The sequence below is a fragment of the Mammaliicoccus sp. F-M27 genome (assembly GCF_022387115.1).
Taxonomy (GTDB): domain Bacteria; phylum Bacillota; class Bacilli; order Staphylococcales; family Staphylococcaceae; genus Mammaliicoccus; species Mammaliicoccus vitulinus.
In genome coordinates this window covers 23,913-48,858 of record NZ_JAJNIE010000005.1, presented here as the reverse complement: position 1 = coordinate 48,858, position 24,946 = coordinate 23,913, and the positions used below count along the sequence as shown (strand labels likewise).

Annotated in this window: 23 protein-coding genes; 18 read left to right on the top strand and 5 right to left on the bottom strand. The window is 32.8% G+C overall.

The features are described 5' to 3' along the window. Window positions 1-51: 51 nt before the first annotated feature. The 4 genes from pepT to gdpS all read right to left on the bottom strand — a co-directional run bounded on the left by pepT (window position 52) and on the right by gdpS (window position 3,730). Window positions 52-1,278 carry a peptidase T gene (gene pepT / locus LQ598_RS06865; protein WP_239745382.1) on the bottom strand — a complete coding sequence of 409 codons (1,227 nt, stop codon included), beginning with the start codon at window positions 1,276-1,278 and terminating at the stop codon, window positions 52-54. Window positions 1,279-1,316: 38 nt separating this feature from the next. Next, window positions 1,317-1,781 carry a threonine/serine exporter family protein gene (locus LQ598_RS06860; RefSeq protein WP_016911794.1) on the bottom strand — a complete coding sequence of 155 codons (465 nt, stop codon included), beginning with the start codon at window positions 1,779-1,781 and terminating at the stop codon, window positions 1,317-1,319. 13 nt (window positions 1,782-1,794) lie between these two features. Continuing rightward, a complete protein-coding gene (locus LQ598_RS06855) occupies window positions 1,795-2,562 on the bottom strand; it encodes a threonine/serine exporter family protein (protein WP_016911793.1) in 768 nt (255 codons plus the stop codon). 97 nt (window positions 2,563-2,659) lie between these two features. Next, window positions 2,660-3,730 (bottom strand): GGDEF domain-containing protein GdpS, encoded by a 1,071-nt coding sequence (gene gdpS, locus LQ598_RS06850; RefSeq protein ID WP_107536544.1) that lies wholly within the window; start codon window positions 3,728-3,730, stop codon window positions 2,660-2,662. Window positions 3,731-3,988: 258 nt separating this feature from the next. Here gdpS and LQ598_RS06845 point away from each other — a divergent pair, with 258 nt between their 5' ends. Beyond that, window positions 3,989-5,044 (top strand): glycosyltransferase family 4 protein, encoded by a 1,056-nt coding sequence (locus tag LQ598_RS06845; protein WP_016911791.1) that lies wholly within the window; start codon window positions 3,989-3,991, stop codon window positions 5,042-5,044. Window positions 5,045-5,052: 8 nt separating this feature from the next. On the opposite strand, the gene LQ598_RS06840 is transcribed toward LQ598_RS06845, so the two are convergent. After that, window positions 5,053-5,703: a YigZ family protein gene (locus tag LQ598_RS06840; RefSeq protein WP_103323464.1), complete on the bottom strand. Its 651-nt coding sequence runs from the start codon at window positions 5,701-5,703 to the stop codon at window positions 5,053-5,055. Window positions 5,704-5,783: 80 nt separating this feature from the next. Between LQ598_RS06840 and LQ598_RS06835 the strand changes: the two genes are divergently transcribed. From LQ598_RS06835 to lgt, 17 genes are all read left to right on the top strand, one after another. Further along, the gene (locus tag LQ598_RS06835) at window positions 5,784-6,299 is read left to right on the top strand and encodes a hypothetical protein (RefSeq protein ID WP_103323465.1); all 516 of its coding nucleotides are present in this window, start codon (window positions 5,784-5,786) and stop codon (window positions 6,297-6,299) included. A gap of 73 nt (window positions 6,300-6,372) precedes the next feature. Next, window positions 6,373-7,239 carry a fatty acid kinase binding subunit FakB1 gene (gene fakB1, locus LQ598_RS06830; protein ID WP_103323466.1) on the top strand — a complete coding sequence of 289 codons (867 nt, stop codon included), beginning with the start codon at window positions 6,373-6,375 and terminating at the stop codon, window positions 7,237-7,239. 55 nt (window positions 7,240-7,294) lie between these two features. Next, a complete protein-coding gene (locus LQ598_RS06825) occupies window positions 7,295-8,581 on the top strand; it encodes a DEAD/DEAH box helicase family protein (RefSeq protein WP_158256822.1) in 1,287 nt (428 codons plus the stop codon). A gap of 8 nt (window positions 8,582-8,589) precedes the next feature. Next, window positions 8,590-9,243 (top strand): ComF family protein, encoded by a 654-nt coding sequence (locus tag LQ598_RS06820; RefSeq protein ID WP_169925707.1) that lies wholly within the window; start codon window positions 8,590-8,592, stop codon window positions 9,241-9,243. A gap of 66 nt (window positions 9,244-9,309) precedes the next feature. Beyond that, the gene (hpf, locus tag LQ598_RS06815; protein WP_016912669.1) at window positions 9,310-9,879 is read left to right on the top strand and encodes a ribosome hibernation-promoting factor, HPF/YfiA family; all 570 of its coding nucleotides are present in this window, start codon (window positions 9,310-9,312) and stop codon (window positions 9,877-9,879) included. A gap of 166 nt (window positions 9,880-10,045) precedes the next feature. Further along, window positions 10,046-12,577 (top strand): preprotein translocase subunit SecA, encoded by a 2,532-nt coding sequence (secA, locus tag LQ598_RS06810; RefSeq protein ID WP_016912670.1) that lies wholly within the window; start codon window positions 10,046-10,048, stop codon window positions 12,575-12,577. Between the two features lie 12 nt (window positions 12,578-12,589). Beyond that, window positions 12,590-13,700 (top strand): peptide chain release factor 2 gene (gene prfB, locus LQ598_RS06805; protein ID WP_103322537.1). Its coding sequence is split into 2 segments (ribosomal slippage): window positions 12,590-12,661 and window positions 12,663-13,700, totalling 1,110 coding nucleotides; the frame shifts between segments, so codons are not numbered across the junction. Window positions 13,701-14,141: 441 nt separating this feature from the next. Next, the gene (cccB, locus tag LQ598_RS06800; RefSeq protein ID WP_103322538.1) at window positions 14,142-14,462 is read left to right on the top strand and encodes a cytochrome c551; all 321 of its coding nucleotides are present in this window, start codon (window positions 14,142-14,144) and stop codon (window positions 14,460-14,462) included. Window positions 14,463-14,808: 346 nt separating this feature from the next. Continuing rightward, on the top strand, window positions 14,809-15,687 hold the full coding sequence (locus tag LQ598_RS06795; RefSeq protein WP_107556704.1) for a LysM peptidoglycan-binding domain-containing protein: 879 nt from the start codon (window positions 14,809-14,811) through the stop codon (window positions 15,685-15,687). 121 nt (window positions 15,688-15,808) lie between these two features. After that, window positions 15,809-16,384, top strand: coding sequence for a TlpA family protein disulfide reductase (locus tag LQ598_RS06790; protein ID WP_107536540.1), 576 nt, complete (start codon window positions 15,809-15,811; stop codon window positions 16,382-16,384). Further along, window positions 16,384-17,034: an HD domain-containing protein gene (locus LQ598_RS06785; protein ID WP_107556705.1), complete on the top strand. Its 651-nt coding sequence runs from the start codon at window positions 16,384-16,386 to the stop codon at window positions 17,032-17,034. Before LQ598_RS06790 ends, LQ598_RS06785 begins: the two co-directional genes overlap by 1 nt. An 8-nt stretch (window positions 17,035-17,042) precedes the next feature. After that, the gene (locus tag LQ598_RS06780) at window positions 17,043-17,273 is read left to right on the top strand and encodes a DUF2198 family protein (RefSeq protein WP_016912675.1); all 231 of its coding nucleotides are present in this window, start codon (window positions 17,043-17,045) and stop codon (window positions 17,271-17,273) included. A gap of 132 nt (window positions 17,274-17,405) precedes the next feature. Then, window positions 17,406-19,388 (top strand): excinuclease ABC subunit UvrB, encoded by a 1,983-nt coding sequence (gene uvrB, locus LQ598_RS06775; protein ID WP_107536538.1) that lies wholly within the window; start codon window positions 17,406-17,408, stop codon window positions 19,386-19,388. A 5-nt stretch (window positions 19,389-19,393) separates the two neighbouring features. Next, window positions 19,394-22,228, top strand: coding sequence for an excinuclease ABC subunit UvrA (gene uvrA / locus LQ598_RS06770; protein ID WP_016912673.1), 2,835 nt, complete (start codon window positions 19,394-19,396; stop codon window positions 22,226-22,228). Window positions 22,229-22,244: 16 nt separating this feature from the next. After that, complete coding sequence (locus LQ598_RS06765; protein WP_107556706.1) at window positions 22,245-22,571, top strand: SHOCT-like domain-containing protein; 327 nt, start codon at window positions 22,245-22,247, stop codon at window positions 22,569-22,571. 621 nt (window positions 22,572-23,192) lie between these two features. Further along, complete coding sequence (hprK, locus tag LQ598_RS06760; RefSeq protein WP_016912703.1) at window positions 23,193-24,125, top strand: HPr(Ser) kinase/phosphatase; 933 nt, start codon at window positions 23,193-23,195, stop codon at window positions 24,123-24,125. Then, entirely contained in the window at window positions 24,125-24,943 is an 819-nt protein-coding gene (lgt, locus tag LQ598_RS06755) for a prolipoprotein diacylglyceryl transferase (protein WP_107556707.1), read from the top strand. Before hprK ends, lgt begins: the two co-directional genes overlap by 1 nt. Window positions 24,944-24,946: the final 3 nt, after the last annotated feature.

Sequence of the window (24,946 nt, the reverse complement as noted above, 5' to 3'; positions counted from 1 at the left end):
TGAATTTCTGCTCTTTTTTAATTTCTAAGACATTGATGTCTCGGATTATTTTTATGATTGTTTTTCAAATTCGGATACTATACCAACAATCGTGTGGACTGCTTTTTTCATGACATCTATTGATGCATATTCAAATGGTCCGTGGAAGTTTGCGCCACCTGTAAATAAGTTTGGTGTTGGCAATCCCATATATGAAAGTTGTGAACCGTCTGTCCCGCCTCGTATTGGTTCTATGATAGGGGACATGCCTAATGATTGGATAACTTTCTCTGGTATGTTAATAAGCTCAGGAAGCGGCTTGATTTTTTCACCCATATTATAATACTGATCATTGATTGTAACGGAAATGAGTTCATTATTATATTTATGGTTTAAATTCTTAGCTATATCTAGTAAATGATTTTTTCTACGCTCAAATTGAGCTTTATCATGATCTCGTATTATATATTGAAGTGTTGCTTTTTCAACTGTGCCTGACATATCTGACAAATGGTAAAAACCTTCATAGCCTTCAGTGTGTTCTGGTGCTTCATCACTAGGTAATTGGTCATTGAATGCCATTGCTAATGTATTGGCGTTTACCATTACGTCTTTTGCAGAACCAGGATGTACATTGACGCCATTTACTTCTACTACTGCAGATGCAGCATTAAAGCTTTCGTATTGTAATTCGCCTTCAAGGCTACCATCTAATGTGTAAGCAAAATCTGCATTAAAACGTTCTACATCAAAGTGATGTGGCCCTCTACCAATTTCTTCATCTGGTGTAAAACTAAATCTAATATCACCGTGTTTAATTTCTGGATGTTCCATTAAATAAATAATAGCTTCCATAATTTCGGTAACCCCAGCTTTATCATCTGCACCGAGCAGTGAAGTGCCATCTGTTGTCATCAAAGTATGTCCGATTACTTTTTTTAATTGTGGAAATGTTTTTGGACTCAGTACTTTTTCTGAATCACCTAAACGAATTTCCTCACCGTCATATTTTTCGACTATTAAAGGTTTGACGTTTGATGCATTATAGTCTGGAGATGTATCGATATGTGCTAATAAGCCTATAGTAGGTACTTTTTTATCTGTATTTGACGGCAAAGTTGCCATTAAATAGCCTTTGTCATCTACTTCTACTTCAAGGTTTAAATCTTTGATTTCGTCTTGAAGTAAGTTGATTAAGTCCCACTGTTTCTTTGTAGATGGTGTAGTTTGACTATGTGGATCAGCTTGTGTATCTATTTTTACATATCTTTCTAATCGCTCAATTAGACGTTGTTTCAAATTGCTCGCTCCCTTTTTACATCTATTTACGCTATTTATTATACGCTCTTTTGTTTACGAGAAGCAAAAGAACGCTTTGAACGAATGTAGATTTGGAAGATAATTTCTGAACATAATATTCCAAATGCGATTGCACCTGATATCAATGTAGCTTGTAATGTAGTATTGATTGCGACATCATAATTGTTTATGACTAAATTTTTAGTAGCGTCATAAGCTAATCCACCAGGTACTAGGGGAATGATGCCCGCAACTATAAATATAATCATAGGTCGTTTATAATAACGGCTCATAATATGGCTCATTAAAGCTAATGCGAAACTACCATAGAATGAAGCTTGAACTTTATCTATACCGAAGTCTAATGAAATTGAGTAAATCATCCAGCCCATTGCACCAACGATACCGCAAGCTACTAAAAGTCTTTTAGGTGCGTTGAAAATGACAGAGAAAAATAACGTTGCTGTAAAACTTAATAAAATTTGATATATATAATCTAACATTTAAAGCACCTCCTTAACTTAGTAATAACACAATGGCAACACCAGCACCGATAGCGAAAGCTGTTAGCGCCGCTTCAACACCTTTAGAAATACCAGCAAGTAATTGGCCAGCCATTAAGTCTCTAATAGCATTTGTAATGAGTACACCTGGTACGAGTGGCATTACTGAAGCGATTGTTATTAAGCTTAAATTAACACCAATAAAGAAATTAACGCTAATGGTTGCAATTGTAGCGATAATTAATGAACTAATAAACTCGGTAAAGAATTTGATTCTAATTGTATTATGTACAATAGACATTGTTAAATATCCGGTACCACCTGCTATAAATGATGGTATTACTTCTGCTTGTTTACCACCAAACATAGGTAAAAAACAGGCTGATGCAATAGCAGCAGCTAATACTTTTAACCAAAATGGAAATTGCAATGCTGCATGATGCAAATGTATAAGTTCAGACTTAGCTTCGTCTATCGATAATTCGTTATTTGCGATTTTACGAGAAATTTGATTTGTTAATGAAATCTTTTCTAAGTCTGTTGTGCGTTCGTCTATTCTTATAAGACGTGTATTTGTTCTGTCATTTAACGAGAAAATAATAGCAGTGGAAGTTACAAAGCTATGGGTATTTTCTAAGCCGTAGCTCGTCGCAATTCGTGCCATCGTATCTTCAACTCTATACGTTTCAGCACCACTCTCTAAAAGTATTCGGCCAGCTGTCATGACAACATCAATTATTTTATTCTCATCTATAATAGTGAAGTCTTGTATCTCTTCCATATTAACCTCCAGTTTCACATTGAATTTATGTAAATCGACAAAATAAAAACTATTCAACAAAAAACATAGAATTGCTATAGGCAATTCTATGTTCATTTTATAACTTAATAATTGGATTGAACATTACTTTGTTTTGACCTTGTAATTTTGCTTCGTGTAACATATCATCAGCATCTTTAAACACACGACGCTTAGATTTATTATCTTCTTCGCTCAAGTAACCTACACCAATAGAAACAGATAAATTAATTGTTTCTTTATTAGGTAAATGGAAAGTAGATCGTTGCACACTGTCACGAATACTTTCAGCTAGTTTGATTGCGCTATCTAGCGTTTCACCGACAAGAATAATTGAAAATTCTTCTCCACCGTTACGAAAAGCTTTCACATCTTTCGGTAAATAATTAATCAATAATTGTGACATTTGTTTGAGAACAGCATCTCCAGCTTTATGTGAATGTGCATCGTTCACATCTTTAAAGCCGTCAATATCAATTAATAATAAGGCCATAGATTGATTTTCTTCAGTAATTTGTTCAGTTGTCTTATTTAAATAACGATCAAATTCTTTAACATTTCCTAAACCTGTTAAGTAATCAACTGATTCTTCATTTTCATATCTTGAAATTAAATTTTTCAAGATCCAAATGTCTCGATAAACACTTGCACTTATAATACTTAGGATAAAGGAAACGGGTACAAGAAACAACCACTCATTTAACCATGAATCTGGATTTAAAAATATAAGTGTAATTGCAATAATAATGATGCTGATTAAATATAATAATTGAATACTAACGAAATCACTTTGTTTAAGAAATGGACCTATGAAACCAACTACAATTGCGATAATAAGCAAATGCAAATTATCTAAAAAGGGTGTTCCAAATACGAACATATCAACAAGTAATACTATACCTGCACTCACAACGGAATAAAATAAATTAGTAAATCTTCCTAAGAAAAGTATCGGTATAAAACTTAATGTAATAACGTGTTCATGATATTGTATGGGATTGGTTATTAATAATATGGCAACACCTGTCATTAAGAGGGTGATATAATTTTGAGAAAAAGTCACAGTTCTCGTTTCGTTATATTGTATTCGATGGTATAGATAAAATGCTGCAATAGTTACTGATATATTAAATATAATTGCTTGTATCATTTAACACCATCCTTCTTTTAGTAAGCCATATGATATTGTAATCTATTAGGTGACGTTTGTCACGGTATAACAGGTTATTTTGTTAAAAAAGTTTCTTTTTTCACATAAACGATTTCTTGTTCAGATTAGATGTAGAATTCTTTGACTTTAAATATGTGGTATACTATTGTTTTTATGGCATGTACAGAAAAATTTTGATATTCTAAAAGTAATGTTTAAATTAAAATAATGCTTCAAATACAAAATGAAGGTGAATCCATGTTTACTTTGCAACTAATATTACTATCCATGATTGTAAGTTTAATACTAACACCTTTAGTTATCGTTCTTTCTAAAAAAATTGGTGCTGTAGATATGCCAAATGTTAGGAAAGTTCATACTAAACCCGTATCAGTATTAGGCGGCTCAGTCATTTTATTATCTTTTCTTATCGGATTATGGTGGGGTAAACCAGTTGAACATGAAATCATTCCTATTATATTAGGTGCGATTGTTATATATTTAATTGGTTTAGTTGATGATCTATATGATATGAAACCACTCATTAAACTTGCAGGACAAATAGCTGTTTCTTTAATTGTAGTCTTAAACGGTGTCACACTTGATTTTATTACGTTACCTTTTGGCATTGTAATAGAATTTGGGATATTTAGTATTCCAATGACAATTTTTTGGGTAGTTGCAGTTATGAATGCAATAAACTTAATAGATGGGTTAGACGGATTAGCTTCAGGTATATCTTGTATCGCTTTAATCACGATAGGGTTTATCGCAATTCTACAACAAAACATTTTTATTATGATGATTTGTAGTGTATTAATCGGTTCTTTATTAGGATTCCTAGTGTTTAATTCACATCCCGCAAAAATATTCTTAGGAGACAGCGGTGCATTACTTCTAGGTTATATCATTGGTGTGTTATCGTTATTAGGTTTTAAAAACATCACCTTAATATCGTTATTCTTCCCAATGGTTATCCTTGCTGTTCCATTTATAGATATGTTATTTGCAGTCATTCGTAGGTTACATAATCGTCAATCAATCGTACAAGCGGATAAATCGCATTTACATCACAAGTTGCTCGATTTAGGTTATACACATAGGCAAACGGTCATATTAATATATATGATAGCCATTCTATTTAGTATATCAAGTGTAATACTTTATTTATCACCACCATATGGCGTCTTAATGATGTTTGTTATGATATTGATTACAATAGAACTAATCGTAGAATTTACAGGACTTATCAATGCAAACTATAGACCTATCCTTAACTTGTTAACAAGAACAAGATACAAGAAAGAACGCTAATTTTTTGATTAGCGTTCTTCTTCTTTGTTATATGGAAATGGCAAAGCGATCATGTCTTGTTTGTTTAAATCGTATTTGCCTTGGTTTATTTCATTCAAGAATGATATGAAATGATCTTCTTCAGATGCAATCACGTGAATTGTATATGTTACTTTGTCTGTATAAGATGTATCCACAAGCTGATAATCTGTTTGTTGTAATTCATGTTCGAAGCGGCCAGTTTGATCATAATCGAGTGTGACTTCGAACGGAATGGCATCTAATAATATGATACGTCCGATTTCTTTAATAACTTGGCTGACTGCACTTCCATATGCTCTTATAAGTCCGCCAGCTCCTAATTTAATACCACCAAAATATCTTGTAACAACAACGACGACATTATGGAGTTGTTGTTTTTTTAATACTTCTAACATGGGTACGCCAGCAGTTCCTGATGGTTCACCGTCATCGTTAGCTTTTTGTATGAGCATGGTTGGACCTATAATATAGCTTGAACAATTATGTGTGGCATCATGATGTTCTTTTTTCTTAAGTTGTATAAATGCTTTAGCTTCTTCTTCTGTTTCAGCTGGATGTATACTTGCAATAAACCTTGATTTATTGATAACAATTTCAGTTTCATGTGCTGATTTTATTGTAATAAGTCCTTCTGCCATGTTTATACTTCTCCCTTTACATCATAATCTGTTACGATTATTATATACTATTGAAATTAGTCGGGAAAGGATTGTATGAATTGAAAAATAAATTATTACTTTTATGTTTAGTATTGTCTCTAGTGTTAGTGGCTTGTGGGTCGAAAGAGGAGCCGAAACAAACGACTGACGATGCAGATGACAGCCAAGGTTTACTGTTAGATGACAAAGGAAATCCTAAAGATACAATTCAAGTTGATGAAAAAACTGAGAAGGCAGTTAAAGATACTATAGAAAAGAACAGAAAATCTTTAAATGATGGCAATGTTGATGAATATATAAAAACGATAGATACAGACTCTAAACAACTTGATGTTAAAGAAGAAGAAAAAGTTTTGAAAGATACGCTTGAAAATTATAAGTTTGATAAAAAGATATCCAATATTAAATTCTTAGAGAAGAAAAAAGATCAAATTGTTGTATTTTATAATGTTGAAACAACAGCACATCCAAAGAATGGTAGTGAAGATGAAAAGAAATCTTTTAATGAAGTTGTAACACTTGTTAAAAAGGATGGCACTTATAAATTTTCTAAAATGGCACAAGCAGCTATTTAGTGAATAAACTTCTTTTCAAATAAGTGAGAATTAGATATGATTGTTATGGAAGAGAATCAAGGAGGATAACTTTATGAAGATTGCTGTTCTAACAGATTCAACAGCATATTTAGATCAAGCTTATTTAGAAAAATATCAAATTAAAACAATCGCTTTAAATGTTATTTTTAAAGACAAAACATATAAAGAATTATCAGAACTCAACACAGATGATTTTTATAAAAGAATGAGAAATGAGACACAATTACCGACAACTTCTCAACCAGCAATGGGAGAGTATGTACAGTTACTCGAAAGTTTAAAAGAAGAAGGTTATACAGATGTAATTGCTGTTCACTTATCTAGTGGTATAAGTGGTACATTCCAAAGTGCGGTGACAGCAAATGCTATGGTCGAAGATATTCAAGTCCACCCATTCGATTCAGAAATTTCATGTGCTGTTCAAGGTTTCTATGCTATAAAAGCTGCTCAACTTGTACAACAAGGTATGACAGTTGTGGATAATATTCTTGAACAATTAGAAAGCATGAAACAAACGACTAACGCATATTTCATAGTGGATGATTTAAATAACTTGAAAAAAGGTGGACGCTTAAATAGTGCTCAAGCTTTTGTAGGTACTATGTTACAAGTTAAACCTTTGCTCCACTTTGTAGATACTAAAATTGTTCCTTATGATAAAGTCAGAACTAAAAAGAGAGCTATGAAACGAATCGAAGAGCAATTAGCTAAAGAGGTCGATGGTTATAAAAACTTATCTATCGTCATTATTGAAGGTAATGATAAAGAAAATGCACTTTTGTGGAAAACTCAAATTGAAGAGAAGTTTCCTGGAGCCCATGTAATATTAAGTTATTTTGGACCAGTAATTGGTACGCATTTAGGTGAAGGTGCATTAGGATTAGGATTTACTACGACAGAATTAGATTTATCTAAATAAAATGACTACAGCGCAAAAAGCAAAAGCTTTTTGTGTTTTTTTATTGGAGGTAAAGATGAAATTATACGGACGTATATGTCATGATTTAAACAATATAACAACAGAAAAATTAAAAGCTTCAAAACCTGGTGTTTCAAATGTACAAGGTAAATATATATGCCATCAATGTGGTAACACCGATCAAACATTGTTTTTTCAATATTATTGCCATCATTGTAATAAAGAAACAACTTATTGTAGATATTGTGTTAACTTTGGTAAAGCTCAAAGTTGCAAAGACATTTATATCATTGAAAGTAAACGACATCAAACAGATGGTAAATACCGATTGGATTTTGAACTGAGTGAACAACAACGTATAGCTTCAGAGAACATTCAGAGAGCTGTATTAAAGTATGAACATTTATTGCTTCATGCCGTAACCGGTGCAGGAAAAACAGAAATGATATTTGCTGGCATATCTGCGGCTAGACAAAAAGGTGACAACATCGCTGTTGTTTCTCCTCGAGTCGATGTCGTTAAAGAAGTGTATTTAAGATTAACAAACGCTTTTAAAGACGAACAGATTGATCTAATGTATGAAGGTCAGTTTGCGCAATATAATAGTACATTTGTTGTAGCGACTGTTCATCAATTAATGCGCTATGATGGTCACTTTAATGTTGTCATTGTAGACGAGGTGGATGCATTCCCTTTAGAGATGGATCAGCAACTCATGCATACAATTCAAAAAGCTTCCGCCACTTCTGCCAGTCATATTTATTTAACGGCAACTCCTAATAAACGACTACTATCGCAATTTAACCATTCTCAAATCATTAAACTCCCAGCAAGATACCACGGACATCCACTACCTATTCCAGAATTTCAGTTCAATACAATAAAAGAAACAAAGTTAAATCCAAAATTATTAAAATTCTTAAAGCAGCAAATTGAAAATGAAAGAAAAACCTTTGTGTTTTTTCATGATATTCGTTTCATGGAAAAAGTCTTTAATATTTATAGACATTATTTTTCAAAAATTGAATATGTTTCAAGCATTGATTCTAAGCGCCATGAAAAAGTAATGCGTTTAAGAAATAATGAAATCGACATTATGTTTACAACAACAATACTTGAAAGAGGTATTACACTTGAAAAATTAGATGTCGTCATCGTGAACACAGAAAAATTCAATAGTAGCGCAATTATTCAAATCGCAGGACGTGTTGATCGTAAGATAGCATATCCAAATGGAAAAGTTCTGTGCTACCACGAAGGTTTAACTAAACATATGATGCATGCGAAAAATGAAATTGTAAAAATGAACCGTCTTGCATTTCAGAAAGGATGGATAACATGAAGCGCTGTATGATATGTCAAAATCCAATCATTGAAGTGGTAGACTTATTAAACTTTTTTTCGCCTATATCTGATGTATGTAAAGATTGTGAATTAAAATTAACATTTAATCATGCTGCGAGAAGGTGTCCACGCTGTTTAAAAATTCTTTCAGATGAAGAACAAGAATGCCTAGATTGTGTTTGGTTATCGAAGAACTATACATTGATTAATCAACTTTATACAATCTATGATTATCAAGGACTAGCTAAAGATTTAATTCAGCAATATAAACTCGTAGGAGATGTTGCAATTGCTCAAATATTTCAATTACCTAGAAGTATAATGAAACAGTATGACTATGTTATTCCTGCACCAATACATCCAAATAAATTAGCGAAAAGAACGTTTGATCACGTTACATTCGTTTTAGATAGTCAAAATATAAAATACACGCAAATTTTTGAGACTGAAGAAAGATTAAAACAGTCTGATTTGTCTAAAAGAGCGCGCGCCTTACAACATAATCCATTCAAAATTAAAAGGGACTTAGAATTAGAAAACAAGAAAATTCTGCTCGTTGATGATATTTATACAACAGGGTTAACAATACATCGATTAGCTGAACTTTTAATAGTTAGAAAAATCAGAAAAATAGACGCCTTAACATTTGCAAGAGGGTGAAAAAATGGTAAAATATAAGAAGGAAGAAACACAAGAGAAATAGAGCGTTAAAGGAGTCGGTGCTTTATGATCAGATTTGAAATTCATGGTGAAAACATCACAGTGACTGATCCGATAAGAAATTATATTGAGGATAAAGTAAGTAAACTTGAAAGATACTTTACTAATATCCCAGAGGCGATAGCTCATGTCAAAATTAAAACTTATCAGGATTCTAGAAGTAAAATTGAAGTAACTATTCCGTTGAAAGATGTTACTTTAAGAGCTGAGGAAAGACATGAAGATTTATATGCTGGAATCGACTTAATAACAAGTAAACTAGAGAGACAAGTACGTAAGTACAAAACAAAAGTTAACAGAAAATACCGCGATAAAGGGCGAGAAAAAGATGTCTTTGCAGCAGGTGGGGATTCAACATCTGATGAAAGCGAAGATAACGACAGTGACAATGAAATTGAAATCATCCGTTCTAAACAATTTGCATTAAAACCAATGGATTCTGAAGAAGCAGTATTACAAATGAATTTATTAGGTCATGATTTTTACATTTTTACAGATGCAGAAACAGATGAAACAAGCATTGTTTATAAACGTAAAGATGGTAAATATGGATTAATTGAAACTTCAATACAATAAATGTTAACAAGATGGACTGGTGCAGAATTTCTGCACCAGTTTCTTTGGCTATTAATAGCTTTTCATTTACAGAGGTGGTAATCTTAAATAGTATAAAAAGAGAGATAAAAGTGTTATGATATATTGTTGTAAGATTACTAGTTTCCTAGTTGAAGGAGAGAACAAAATGGGTTTTTTATCAAAAATAGCTGATGGTAACAAACGAGTTGTAAAATCACTCGGAAAGTTAGCAGATCAAGTCATTAATTTAGAGGACGAAATTGCTAAATTAACAGATGAACAATTAAGAGAAAAGACAGAACAATTTAAAAAAGAATTAGCTGAAATAGAAGATTATAAAAAGCAAGAAAAATACTTAGAGAAAATATTGCCAGAAGCCTATGCAATCGTTAGAGAGGCTTCAACACGAGTATTCAAAATGACACCTTTTAGAGTGCAAATTATGGGTGGTATTGCTATTCATCGTGGAGATATTTCTGAAATGAAGACTGGTGAAGGTAAAACATTAACAGCAACGATGCCTGTATATTTAAATGCATTAACAGGTAGAGGCGTTCACGTTGTTACAGTCAACGAATATTTATCAAGTTCACAAAGTGAAGAAATGGCTCAATTGTATAATTTCTTAGGATTATCAGTAGGTCTAAATTTAAACTCAATGGATACGGATCAAAAACGTGAAGCATACGCTTCAGATATTACGTATAGTACAAATAATGAGCTTGGATTTGATTATTTGAGAGATAACATGGTTACTTATAAAAAAGACCGTGTTATGAGACCTTTAAACTTTGCAATTATTGATGAGGTCGATTCAATTTTAATTGATGAAGCGCGAACACCATTAATCATTTCTGGTGAAGCTGAAAAATCAACAACTTTATACACTCAAGCAAACGTGTTTGTAAAAATGCTTAAAGGTGAAGATGACTACAGTTATGACGAGAAGACTAAAGCCATTACATTAACGGAACAAGGTATTGATAAAGCTGAACGCATGTTCAAAATAGAAAATTTATTCGATGTTAAAAATGTAAACTTAATGCATCACATTAATATAGCTTTAAAAGCAAACAAAACAATGTTTAAAGATAAAGACTATGTTGTTGAAGATGGCGAAATTATGATTGTTGACCAATTTACTGGTCGTACAATGCCTGGACGTCGATTCTCAGACGGTTTACACCAAGCAATAGAAGCTAAAGAAGGTTTAGAAATTCAAAATGAATCAAAAACAATGGCTTCTATTACATTCCAAAACTTCTTTAGAATGTACAATAAATTATCTGGTATGACTGGTACAGCTAAGACAGAAGAAGAAGAATTTAGAAATATTTATAATATGACTGTTACTCAAATACCAACAAATAGACCGATACAACGTCTAGATGAAGCAGATTTAATTTTCTCATCTCAAAAAGGTAAATTCGATGCTGTTGTAAAAGACGTTATTGAATTTCACAAAAAAGGACAGCCAGTATTATTAGGTACTGTAGCTGTAGAAACAAGTGAATACATTTCACAATTATTAAAGAAAAAAGGCGTTAGACATAATGTCTTAAATGCTAAAAACCATGAACGTGAAGCGGACATCATTTTAAATGCAGGTCAAAAAGGCGCGGTAACGATCGCAACAAACATGGCTGGTCGTGGTACAGACATCAAGCTAGGCGATGGTGTTGTTGAAGTAGGCGGACTAGCTGTAATCGGTACTGAGCGACATGAATCTAGACGTATCGATGACCAACTTAGAGGTCGTTCTGGTCGTCAAGGTGACGTAGGTCGCAGTAGATTCTACCTATCATTAGAAGATGAGTTAATGGTAAGATTCGGCTCTGAACGCATGCAATCATTGATGGGTAAATTAGGAATGGACGACGATACACCGATAGAATCTAAAATGGTATCTAGAGCGGTTGAATCAGCTCAAAAACGTGTTGAAGGTAACAACTTCGATGCGCGTAAACGTCTGTTAGAATATGATGATGTATTAAGAAAACAACGTGAAATCATTTACGGAGAGCGTAATGATATTATCGAAAAAGAAGATGTGCAAGATATTGTTAAAGATATGATTAAGTCTTCTCTTGAACGTGGCATTAATTATCACTTAGCGACTAATGAAGAAGAAATTGATTATGAAGCACTTGTACAATTTGTTGAAGATTCTTATTTACACCAAGATGTCATTAAAGCAGATGATATTCGTGGTAGAGACTATGAAGACATCGTAGAAATTGTATTGGAAAAAATTAAAGAACAATATAATGCGCAACAAGAAGACTTTGGAGATCAAATGTCTGAATTTGAACGCATGATTGTCTTAAGAACGATTGATCGTAAGTGGACAGATCATATCGATACAATGGATCAATTACGTACAGGTATTCATTTAAGATCTTATGGTCAAATCAATCCACTTCGTGAATATCAAAATGAAGGTTTAGATTTATTTGAAACGATGTTGAATGAAATAGAAGATGAAGTTAGTAAATATATTCTTAAATCAACAATTGATCGTGGCGAACAAGTTGAACGTGAACAAGTTGAAATAGGTGAAGCTAAACACGTTGGTGCAAACGATGGTAAAGAAAAAGTTAAACCTAAACCAATCGTTAAAGATGAACAAATAGGTCGTAATGACCCATGTCCGTGTGGAAGTGGAAAAAAATATAAAAACTGTCACGGCCAATCATAAAGGAGTAAAGTTATGGAATTAACTGAAATTAGACAAACATTAAATAAAAATAATGAGAAATTAATGAATATCAGGGGGTCTCTTTGACTTAGAAAACAAAGAGACTAACATTCAAGAATATGAAGAGATGATGGTTGATCCAAGCTTTTGGGATGACCAAAATAAAGCGCAAGATATTATTAATAAAAATAACGCTTTAAAATCAGTAGTGGGAGATTTTCATAAATTAGCGCATCAAACTGACGATTTACTAACTACTGTTGAACTTCTTCAAGAAGAGTATGATGAAGATATGCATGAAAGTTTGGAGCAAGATTTAAAAACACTCCAAAGCGATATTGATCAATTTGAGTTGAAGTTATTGCTTAATGGAGAACACGATGAAAACAATGCTATTTTAGAGTTACATCCAGGAGCAGGTGGAACTGAATCACAAGATTGGGGATCTATGTTACTTCGAATGTATCAACGTTTCGCTGAACAAAAAGGATTCAAAGTTGAAACGTTAGATTATCAATCTGGTGATGAAGCTGGAATTAAGAGTGTTACGATTCTAGTTAAAGGACATAATGCTTATGGTTATCTAAAAGCTGAAAAAGGTGTTCATAGATTAGTGCGCATATCTCCATTTGATTCATCTGGCAGAAGGCATACTTCTTTCGTTTCATGTGATGTTACACCTGAATTTGATAATGATAAAATTGAAATCGAAGTTAATTCTGAAGATATTACAGTTGATACGTATAGAGCTTCAGGAGCAGGTGGACAGCACGTTAACACGACTGATTCAGCTGTACGTATTACACATCAACCAACAGGAATTGTCGTAACTTGTCAAAATGAAAGATCTCAAATTAAAAACAGAGAACAAGCGATGAAAATGTTGAAAGCTAAACTATATCAAAAAGAGCTTGAAGAACAAGCAGCAGCGCTTGATGAAATTAGAGGCGAGCAAAAAGAAATTGGATGGGGAAGCCAAATACGTTCTTATGTATTTCACCCATATGCTATGGTTAAAGACCATAGAACCAATGAAGAAACAGGTAACACGAATGCAGTGATGGATGGGCATATCGAACCATTTATAGATGCATACTTAAGAAGTCAGATAGATGAAAAATAATAAAAAAATGGAGTCTGGGACATAAAGAACCATTCTCAAAATAAAAGATTTCTTCATTAGTTAAGCCTAGTGAAGAAATCTTTTTTATTTTAAAATCTCACGATTTTGTTCGTGCATGCTTGCCTGGGGGTATGGTTCGAGCCTGTAGTCTCTCACGCATACTATTCCCCCGGGCGTCAGCACTTTACAAAATCGTGGAGGATATTCATTTCTATAATATTTTTTCATTTGTTCTTTTAAGAACATGATAAATGTTGCAAGACTGACTAAACAAGCAACATAGAACGTCTGTATATTTTAAGTTGGAATTTATGTCCCAAACCTTTTTCTTTATATATAAATAGACACAATTTATTTTGTGAATTTTCGCACAAAAGGATGTCGAAATTCTGAATATCATGATAAAATATACTTGATAATATAATGAATGGGGTGTTACATATGAAAATCAAAATGGGCATGATTTCTGTATTAGCATTATCGGCGTTAATTTTTGCTGGTTGTGGTCAGTCGAACGATGATAACAAAACAGAAGAACATAGTTCAAAAGGGGAAGAAATTTTTAAAAACAATTCTTGTGTTGGTTGTCACGGTAAAGATCTTGAGGGTGCTTCAGGACCGTCTTTGAAAAAAGTTGGTTCTAAAATGTCTGAAGCAGATATCGAAAAGACCATAAATGAAGGTAAAGGTAATATGCCAAGCAAAGTTGTAGATGAAAAAGAAGCTAAAGAAGTCGCGAAGTGGTTAGCTGAACAAAAATAATCCTATGAATTTCCATATTAATATACATGAATTATATTTAATGAGTATATGAATTGGGAATTAGATGTGGGATAAAAGACACTTTGTAAATTGAATATGATAGTAAAAAAGAGCACTATTAATTGTAAAAATACAAATAATAGTGCTCTTTTAAATACTTCTATGACAGTCTTGAGTAACATTTTTGTCGAAAAAATTATAGGTTCTTAACGTTTATATTACGAATTTGTAACAAACAAATATGAGGTATTTGTTTGTGATATATTATTTCCAGTATTAGTTGGGGAGTACCCTATAAAATAAAAATATAAATAAAAACATATAAACCTTGGGAGGATATGTCATCATGAAGAAGACATTCATTACTTTAGCATCTGTCACAGCTTTAACTACATTATCAAGCACTTCTGCATTCGCAGCAGATATTAAAGTTAAAGACGGACAAACTTTGGAAACAATCGCACAAGAATACGGGACTTCAATTTCAGAACTTAAATCATTAAACAACATCGACAACGTTACAGTTGGACAAAATTTAAAAGTATTAAAAGACGATATATATACAATTCAAGAAGGCGACACGCTTTATAAAATAGCAGAAAAATTTGATATAACAGTTTCAGAATTAAAAGAATGGAATAACTTATCTTCTGATTTAATTATTGTAGGAGACAAATTAACTGTAGCTGAAGAACCATCAGAAATAACGGCTGAGCCGACAAGCTTAACAGTTAATGCACCAGCATCACCAGCACAAGAAGATTTAACGAGAACTGCATATGCACAAACTTCAAATGGTTATGCATATAATAATGAAAATACACAAGCATATGATGTGCCAAGTTTTAATTCAAATAGCGAATCTCAATATTCAGCACCTGTTTCATATAGCAGACCATCTTCAGGTGGTGGCAATAATTTATATACTTCAGGTCAATGTACTTATTATGCATTTAGCAAACGTCCAGATATCGGAAATACTTGGGGGAATGCTAATAACTGGGCTAATGCAGCAGCTCAATCAGGTTACACAGTAAATAATAGCCCATCTGCAGGTGCTATTTTACAATCAACTGCTGGCGGATATGGTCATGTAGCATATGTTGATAGAGTAAACTCTGATGGATCAATTCAAGTTTCTGAAATGAATTATCAAGGTGTTGGTGTTGTTTCATCACGTACGATTTCAGCATCAGCAGCAGGAGCATATAATTATATTCACTAGTTTTTAATAAACAAACAAGTAAGCAAGTAGTTAATTCTAAGTAAGAATTTTAACTATTTGCTTTTTTTTATTTCTATAGTTGATATAATAAACGTAAATGAGTGTATAGAGGTTTGAAAACATGAAAAAAGGGTTAAAAATCATATTAGTACTATTTTTAATAAGCATAGTTGGTTTTAGTGTATATAAAGTAATAGATATTAATAAGTTTCAAACTAAAGATCAATTTAAAGAACAACAAGGAAAGCAATCATTTCAAAATAGTCATCCTGCTACAGGATTAAATGTAAATGAAGAAACCGTTAAGACGTTTGCGACCGAAGAATCTACAAATTTACAAGAAGTTACGTCTAAAAATGATATAACAGTTATTAATTTGTTCGCTTCTTGGTGTGATCCTTGCAAACGAGAAATGCCTGAACTTGTAAAATATGCAAAAAACAAAGAAAATGGTGTCGAGTTAGTTGGTTTAAACGTTAAAGATAAACGTAAACCAGCTGAACAATTAATTCATGACGTTAATGTGAATTATAGCATTTACGTTGCACAAGATGATTTTCTTAAAAAGTTTAAAACTTACAATATTCCTACAACATTATTTGTAGACAAAAATGGCGAAATAAAAAAAGTGTATTTAGGTGAATTATCTGAAAAGACACTGAATAACTTAGTTACACAAGTTAAGGAGGAGAATTAATGGGGATACATCAATATTTTAAAAGTTTATCTGATTTAGAAAAATTAGTAAGATGTCCAGGAAAATTTAAATATCAAGATCATAACGTTGCAGCGCACTCTTTTAAAGTAACAAAAATTGCGCAATATTTAGCAACAGTAGAAGAACAAAATGGTCAAGAAATAGACTGGAAACTTGTTTACGAAAAAGCGTTGAATCATGACTATCCTGAAATATTCACTGGAGATATTAAAACACCTGTTAAATATGCCTCTTATGAAATCAAAAAACTATTCTCTCAAGTTGAAGAAGAAATGATAGATAAATTTATAACAGAAGAATTTCCAGAGCAGTATCAAGACATATATAGACATAGACTGCAAGAAGGCAAAGATGATAGTATAGAGGGGCAAATACTTAGTGTTGCAGACAAAATTGATCTGCTTTATGAATCTTTTGGTGAAATACAAAAAAGAAATCCAGAACCTTTATTCTTTGAAATATATGAAAGTTCATTAGAAACGATTATGCAATTTGATCATTTGTCATCTGTACAAGATTTTATACAGCATATTATTCCTGATATGTTGCAAGAAAAATTTATTCCACGTTCGGAATTAAGAGAAATAACAATGACGATTCTTGAGAAACGTGAAACAAAAAGGAGTTAGTGAGTTGAATGATTTGGCCGATTCTTGCTTTGTTTCTCCCTTGTTTAATGGTTATTATTTTCACGCAAATTGCTCAAAACAAATGGGTAGGCTTACTCGTATCCAGTATTATAATTGGCGTTTCAGTATATAAAGGCTTTTTTAATAATGAAGTTATCATTATGCTAGATGTTGTCAGTTTAGTGGTCGGATATTATATAGTGGACACCCTTAAAGTAGATAAAATTGAATCAAGATAGATAAGAGGATAAATCATTATGATTTTTCCTCTTATTTGTATTTAAAAAGTCATAAAACGAACAAATGTTTGGTCATTTTTACAATTTTTTGATAAAATATATTTATATATTACAGAATTTAAGGAGGTTTCTATGCAACATTTTCCTTTTAAAATACATTCAGACTATTCACCTCAAGGAGATCAGCCCGAAGCTATTAAATCTCTCGTTAAAGGTATAAAGGATGGTAAGAGACACCAAACGCTACTTGGTGCAACAGGAACAGGTAAAACGTTCACAATGAGTAATGTTATTAAACAAGTAGGAAAGCCTACCCTTATCATTGCGCATAATAAAACATTAGCAGGTCAATTGTATAGTGAGTTTAAAGAGTATTTTCCTGAAAACAGAGTTGAATATTTTGTAAGTTATTATGATTATTATCAACCAGAAGCATATGTTCCTCAAACAGATACATTTATTGAAAAAGATGCATCCATTAATGATGAAATAGATAAACTGCGACATTCTGCTACGAGTGCATTGTTTGAACGAGATGATGTTATTGTAATCGCAAGTGTCAGTTGTATATATGGTTTAGGTAATCCGGAAGAATATAAAGACTTAGTCGTAAGCACGCGTGTAGGTATGGAAATGGAACGTAACGAACTATTAAGAAAGCTTGTCGACAACCAATATTCGAGAAATGATATTGATTTTAGACGTGGTACTTTCAGAGTAAGAGGCGATGTAGTTGAAATTTTCCCAGCATCACGAGATGAATTGTGTGTGAGAGTTGAATTTTTCGGAGACGAAATTGACCGAATTAGAGAAGTGAACTATTTAACGGGTGAAGTGATAGCTGAAAGAGAACATTTTCTATTTTATCCAGCTTCTCACTTCGTAACACGTGAAGAAAAGATGAAAGAAGCTATTGAACGTATTGAGAAAGAGCTTAAAGAACGTTTAGAAGAACTTAGAAAAGATAATAAGTTATTAGAAGCTCAAAGATTAGAACAAAGAACAAATTATGACTTAGAAATGATGCGAGAAATGGGATTCTGTTCGGGAATTGAGAACTATTCAGTTCATTTAACGTTACGTCCTAAAGGCTCCACACCATATACGTTATTAGATTATTTTGGTGATGATTGGCTCGTAATGATTGATGAATCACATGTTACGATTCCTCAAATAAGAGGTATGTATAATGGTGACCAAGCTAGAAAAAATGTTTTGGTTGAACATGGATTTAGATTACCAAGTGCTTTAGACAATAGACCACTTAAATTTGAAGAATTTGATAAGAAGACTAAACAACTTGTTTATGTGTCTGCCACACCAGGTCCGTATGAAATTGAACATACTGATGAAATGGTGGAACAAATTATACGACCAACTGGATTATTAGATCCTGTAATAGAAGTTAGACCGAGTGAAAATCAAATCGATGATTTAATGGCTCAAATTAACGAAAGAGTAGAAAGTAATGAGCGTGTGTTAATCACTACATTAACGAAGAAAATGAGTGAAGATTTAACGACTTATTTAAAAGAAGCGGGCATTAAAGTAAATTACTTACATTCTGAAATTAAAACGTTAGAACGTATAGAAATTATAAGGGATTTAAGAATGGGCGTTTACGATGTATTAGTTGGTATTAATTTACTACGTGAAGGTTTAGATATACCAGAAGTATCGCTTGTCACAATTTTAGATGCTGATAAAGAAGGATTCTTAAGGTCAGAGCGTGCGCTTATCCAAACGATTGGACGTGCAGCACGTAATGATAAAGGTAAAGTTATTATGTATGCAGATAGAATTACAGATTCTATGAGAACGGCAATAGATGAAACAAGTAGAAGACGTGTAACCCAAAAAGCTTATAACGAAGAACATAATATTACACCACAAACAATTAATAAAAAAATTAGAGATGTCATATCAGCTACTGTAGAAACAGATGAAGTAAACGATAAAGATAAGAAAAAAGCGCCGAAGAAGCTTACGAAAAAAGAAAGAGAAAAGACAATCGAGCGCATAGAAAAAGAAATGAAAGGTGCTGCGAAAGATTTAGATTTCGAGCGTGCATCTGAATTAAGAGATATATTATTTGAACTAAAAGCAGAAAGGTGACTGAGATGAAAAACAAATCCATCATCGTAAAAGGTGCAAGAGCACATAATTTAAAAGATATAGATATAGAAATACCAAAAGATCAACTTGTTGTGATGACAGGTTTATCAGGATCAGGGAAATCATCATTAGCGTTTGATACAATTTATGCTGAAGGTCAAAGACGATATGTTGAATCATTAAGTGCATATGCTAGACAATTTTTAGGTCAAATGGATAAACCAGATGTAGATTTAATTGAAGGCCTTTCTCCAGCGATATCAATAGATCAAAAGACAACAAGTAAAAATCCTAGATCAACTGTAGCGACAGTTACAGAAATTTATGATTATTTGAGATTATTATATGCAAGAGTAGGTAGACCAATTTGTCCAAACCATGGTATTGAAATTAAATCGCAAACTGTGCAACAAATGGTCGATCAAGTTATGGAATTAGAAGATAGAACAAAATTACAAATTCTGTCTCCAATTATTTCTGGACGTAAAGGCACGCATAAAAAATTAATCGAAGATATCGCTAAAAAAGGTTATGCAAGATTAAAAGTTGATGGCGATATTTTAGATGTGGATGATGTACCAGATTTAAATAAAAATCAAAACCACTCAATCGATGTTGTAATAGATAGACTTGTGATTAAACCTGGAATAGAAGCGAGATTAGCAGATTCGTTACAAACAGCTTTGGAATTAGCTGAAGGTAATGCTGTAGCGGATATTATTGATGGTGATGAAATTAAATTTTCTGAACATCATGCTTGTCCTATTTGTGGGTTTTCAGTTGATCAATTAGAACCTAGAATGTTTTCATTTAATAGCCCATTCGGAGCATGTCCATCATGTGATGGTCTCGGCATGAAATTAACTGTTGATGTTGATTTAGTTGTACCAGACAAAACATTAAGTTTAAATGATGGTGCTATTTTACCTTGGCAACCAATCAGTTCAAATTATTATCCAACTTTATTAAAACAAGCTTGTGAACATTTTAAAATTGATATGGATAAACCATTTAATAAATTAACGAAAAAAGAAAAGAATATTGTATTACGTGGACATGAAGATGAAATTGAGTTTGAATTTAATCAAGATTATGGCGTTAAAACGAAACGTAAAAGAACGATGGCGTTTGAAGGTGTATTAAATAACATTGAACGACGTTATCATGATTCACCATCTGAGTACGTTAGAGAAGTTATGCAAAAATACATGGTCGAAAAAACATGTGAAACGTGTGATGGATATCGTTTAAATGAAAAAGTGTTGTCAGTTAAAATTGATGGACAGCACATTGGTGAAGTTGTGAGATACTCAATTTATAATGCGATTGAACACTTCGATCATTTAAATTTAGATGAAACTGAAAGAAAAATTGCTAAACTTATTTTAAAAGAAATACACGAGAGACTTTCATTCTTAAACAATGTTGGTTTAGAATATTTAACGCTGAATCGAGCTTCAGGTACTTTATCTGGTGGTGAAGCGCAACGTATTAGATTGGCGACACAAATTGGTTCGAGATTATCAGGTGTTCTATATGTGTTAGATGAACCTTCTATCGGTCTTCATCAAAGAGATAATGAACGATTAATCAACACTTTGAAATCTATGAGAGATATGGGAAATACTTTAATAGTTGTTGAACACGATGAAGATACAATGAAAGCTGCAGACTACTTAGTGGATATCGGACCAAAAGCGGGTGTTCATGGAGGAGAGGTTGTAGCTAGTGGTACACCTGAAGAAGTTATGCAAAATGAAAACTCATTAACGGGTCGATATTTAAGCGGCAAAGAAAAAGTGTACGTACCATCAAAGCGCAGAAAAATAACGAAACGAAAAATATCTGTTAAAGGCGCAACGAGTAATAACTTGAAAGATGTTGATGTAGACTTTCCATTGTCAGTTATGACATGTGTAACGGGCGTTTCGGGTTCAGGTAAAAGTTCTTTAGTTAATGAAGTGTTATATAAAGGATTACAAAAGCAATTGTACAATACGAAAACTAAACCAGGTGCTCATAAATCTATAAAAGGTGTTAATGAAATAGAAAAAATTATAGATATTGACCAATCTCCAATTGGTAGAACACCACGTTCTAACCCAGCAACATATACAGGTGTGTTTGACGATATAAGAGATGTATTTAGTCAAACTAATGAAGCCAAAGTAAGAGGTTACCAAAAAGGTAGATTTAGTTTTAATGTTAAAGGTGGCCGTTGTGAAGCATGTAAAGGAGACGGAATCATTAAAATTGAAATGCATTTTCTACCTGATGTATACGTTCCGTGTGAAGTTTGCGATGGAAAAAGGTATAATAGAGAAACATTAGAAGTAACTTACAAAGGTAAAAGTATTTCTGATGTGTTAGAAATGACTGTAGAAGATGCTTATCACTTTTTTGAAAGTTTGCCGAAGATAAATAGAAAATTAAAAACAATCGTTGATGTTGGACTAGGTTATGTAAAATTAGGACAACCAGCTACTACTTTATCAGGCGGTGAAGCACAACGTGTCAAACTTGCATCAGAGCTTCATAGACGCTCTAACGGTAAGTCGTTATACATTCTAGATGAACCAACAACTGGATTGCATGTAGATGATATTAAGCGCTTGTTAAGTGTATTGAATAGACTTGTTGAAAATGGTGACTCTGTCATTATTATAGAACATAATTTAGATGTCATTAAAACAGCTGACTATATCATAGACTTAGGTCCTGAAGGTGGAGACGGTGGTGGAGAAATTATCGCAACCGGTACTCCAGAAGATATAGTGAAAGTAGACGCATCTTATACTGGTAAATATTTAAAACCGATCTTGGAAAGAGATCGAACATAATCCGGGAGGGAACAATATGAACGAAGTACAATTAAAGATATTAGAACTTATCGAAAGCGGTAAAATTACAGTAGAAGAAGCTGTAAAATTACTTGAAGCAACTTCAAATAACCCAAAATCAACGTCAACATTCACAAATAAGTCAAAAGAAAATGTAGAACAATTATTTGAAGACTTATTAGGTAAAGTTAAAACAACTGCTAAATCAGGTAAATCTGAATTTGAGAAACAGTTTAATGATAGAGAAAGATCAGAGCATGACCCAATTCAACAATTAGATGAATCTTTAAGAAATATCATTAGATCTTTTAACAAAAATAACGACCAAAATAAAGGTATATAATTAATTGAGGTTGGGACATAAATGTCCTGAAAACTTAAAAAGAGCAGAAATTCATTTTTAAAATTGAATTTCTGCTCTTTTTTTATATGAAATTAGATATTTGTAACGATTTTGTAATTGGATAAGGTTGGTGAGAGAGGTCGGGGTCTGAATGTAGCTTGTTTAGTCAGTCTTGCAACATACAGGCGTTCTATGTAGCTTGTTTGGTGAGTCTTGCAACATACAGACGTTCTATGTAGCTTGTTTGGTGAGTCTTGCAACATACAGGCGTTCTATGTAGCTTGTTTAGGTAGTCTTGCAACATACAGACGTTCTATGTTGCTTGTTTAGTGAGTCTTGCAACATTTAGCATGTACTTAAAAGAACAAACGAAAAAAATATAAGTAAAATGAATATCCCTCACGATTTTGTGAAGTGCTGACTCCCAGGGGAATAGTATGCCGCACGCGACTACAGGCTCGAACCATACCCTAGGCAAGCATGCACGAACAAAATCGCATGGTTTTATAAAAAATCCCAACTTCTTTTATATTTTAAAGATATCGATCTAATATTTATAATGATTGCAGTTATGGTTAAAGTTCATTAGAATTAACATATATTAACCTAGAGGTGAACCCTATGATATCAAGTAGTAAATTAATAGAGCAATTTAATATGGAAGTCATTGCTGGAAAAGCAGGACTACATCGTAAAATAACTGAGACTGATTTATCACGCCCTGGTTTGGAAATGGCAGGGTATTTTTCGCATTATTCTTCAGACCGCATTCAAGTATTAGGTACGACTGAATTATCATTTTATAATTTATTGCCGGACGAAGAAAAGAAAGGCAGAATGGCGAAATTATGTAGACCTGAAACGCCAGCAATTATTATTACACGTGGTTTAGATGCACCAGAAGAACTGATTGAGAGTTGTAACAAAGAGAATACGCCACTTTTAAAAAGTGAGTCTTCTACCACGAAATTAATGGGACAAGTAACAGGATATCTTGAAAGAGAATTAGCACCTGAAACGTCATTACACGGTGTATTAGTAGATGTGTATGGTGTTGGTGTTCTGATTACAGGTGATAGTGGTGTAGGTAAAAGTGAAACGGCACTTGAACTTGTAAAACGTGGACATAGACTTGTAGCAGACGACAATGTTGAAATTAAAGAAATTAATAAAAATGAATTAATCGGGAAAGCACCAAAAATAATAGAACATTTACTCGAAATTCGAGGATTAGGCATTATAAATGTTATGACTTTATTTGGTGCAGGTTCAATATTGATGGAAAAAAGAATCAAGCTGAACATAAATTTAGAAACATGGAATAGAGAAAAAATTTATGACAGAGTCGGATTAAATGAAGAAACTTTAAAAATATTAGATTCTAAAATCACTAAGAAAACGATACCTGTTAGACCTGGAAGAAACTTAGCTGTTATTATCGAAGTTGCTGCGATGAATTATCGATTAAATAACATGGGTATTAATACTGCAGAAGAATTTAATAATAGACTTAATGCAGAAATTTTGAAGAATGCACGTAAGGAGAATGAGTAATGGGTGTGTTAGGTATTGACCCAGTAGCGATACAATTAGGACCTTTAGCAATACGATGGTATGGCATCATCATTGCTTCAGGTATCTTAATAGGGTATTTAGTCGCACAAAGAACAGCTAAAAAAATTGGCATAAAAGAAGATACGCTCATTGATCTCATTATTTGGTGTGTCGTCATGGCAATTATATGTGCGCGAATTTATTATGTAGCATTTGAGTGGCAATATTATAGTCAACATTTAGTAGAGATACCGCTTATTATGAACGGCGGCATTGCGATTCATGGTGGATTAATTGGGGCGTTCTTAACTGGATTTATTATATGTAGAAAGAAAAACTTATCATTTTTCCAAATGGTTGATGTTGTAGCGCCAAGTATCATATTGGCACAAGCTATCGGAAGATGGGGAAACTTCATGAATCAAGAAGCGCATGGAGGTCCTGTATCAAGAAGCTTCCTAGAGAATTTACATATACCAGAATTTATTATTAATCATATGCAAATTGACGGTATTTATTATCACCCAACATTTTTATATGAATCACTATGGAACATTATTGGATTTATTTTGTTATTATTGATACGTCCACAATTGAAAATTGGTGAGACTTTCTTTGCTTATTTAATTTATTACTCAATTGGTAGATTCTATATCGAAGGTTTAAGAACGGATAGTTTGATGCTTACTGAAAACTTAAGAATCGCTCAAGTGATTTCAATTGTTATCATCGTTGTTTCAATAGCTTGTATTATTTATAGAAGAATACGCTATAATCCGGAAAAATTCAGAGATGTTACAGGTTATTATCATAACTAAAGT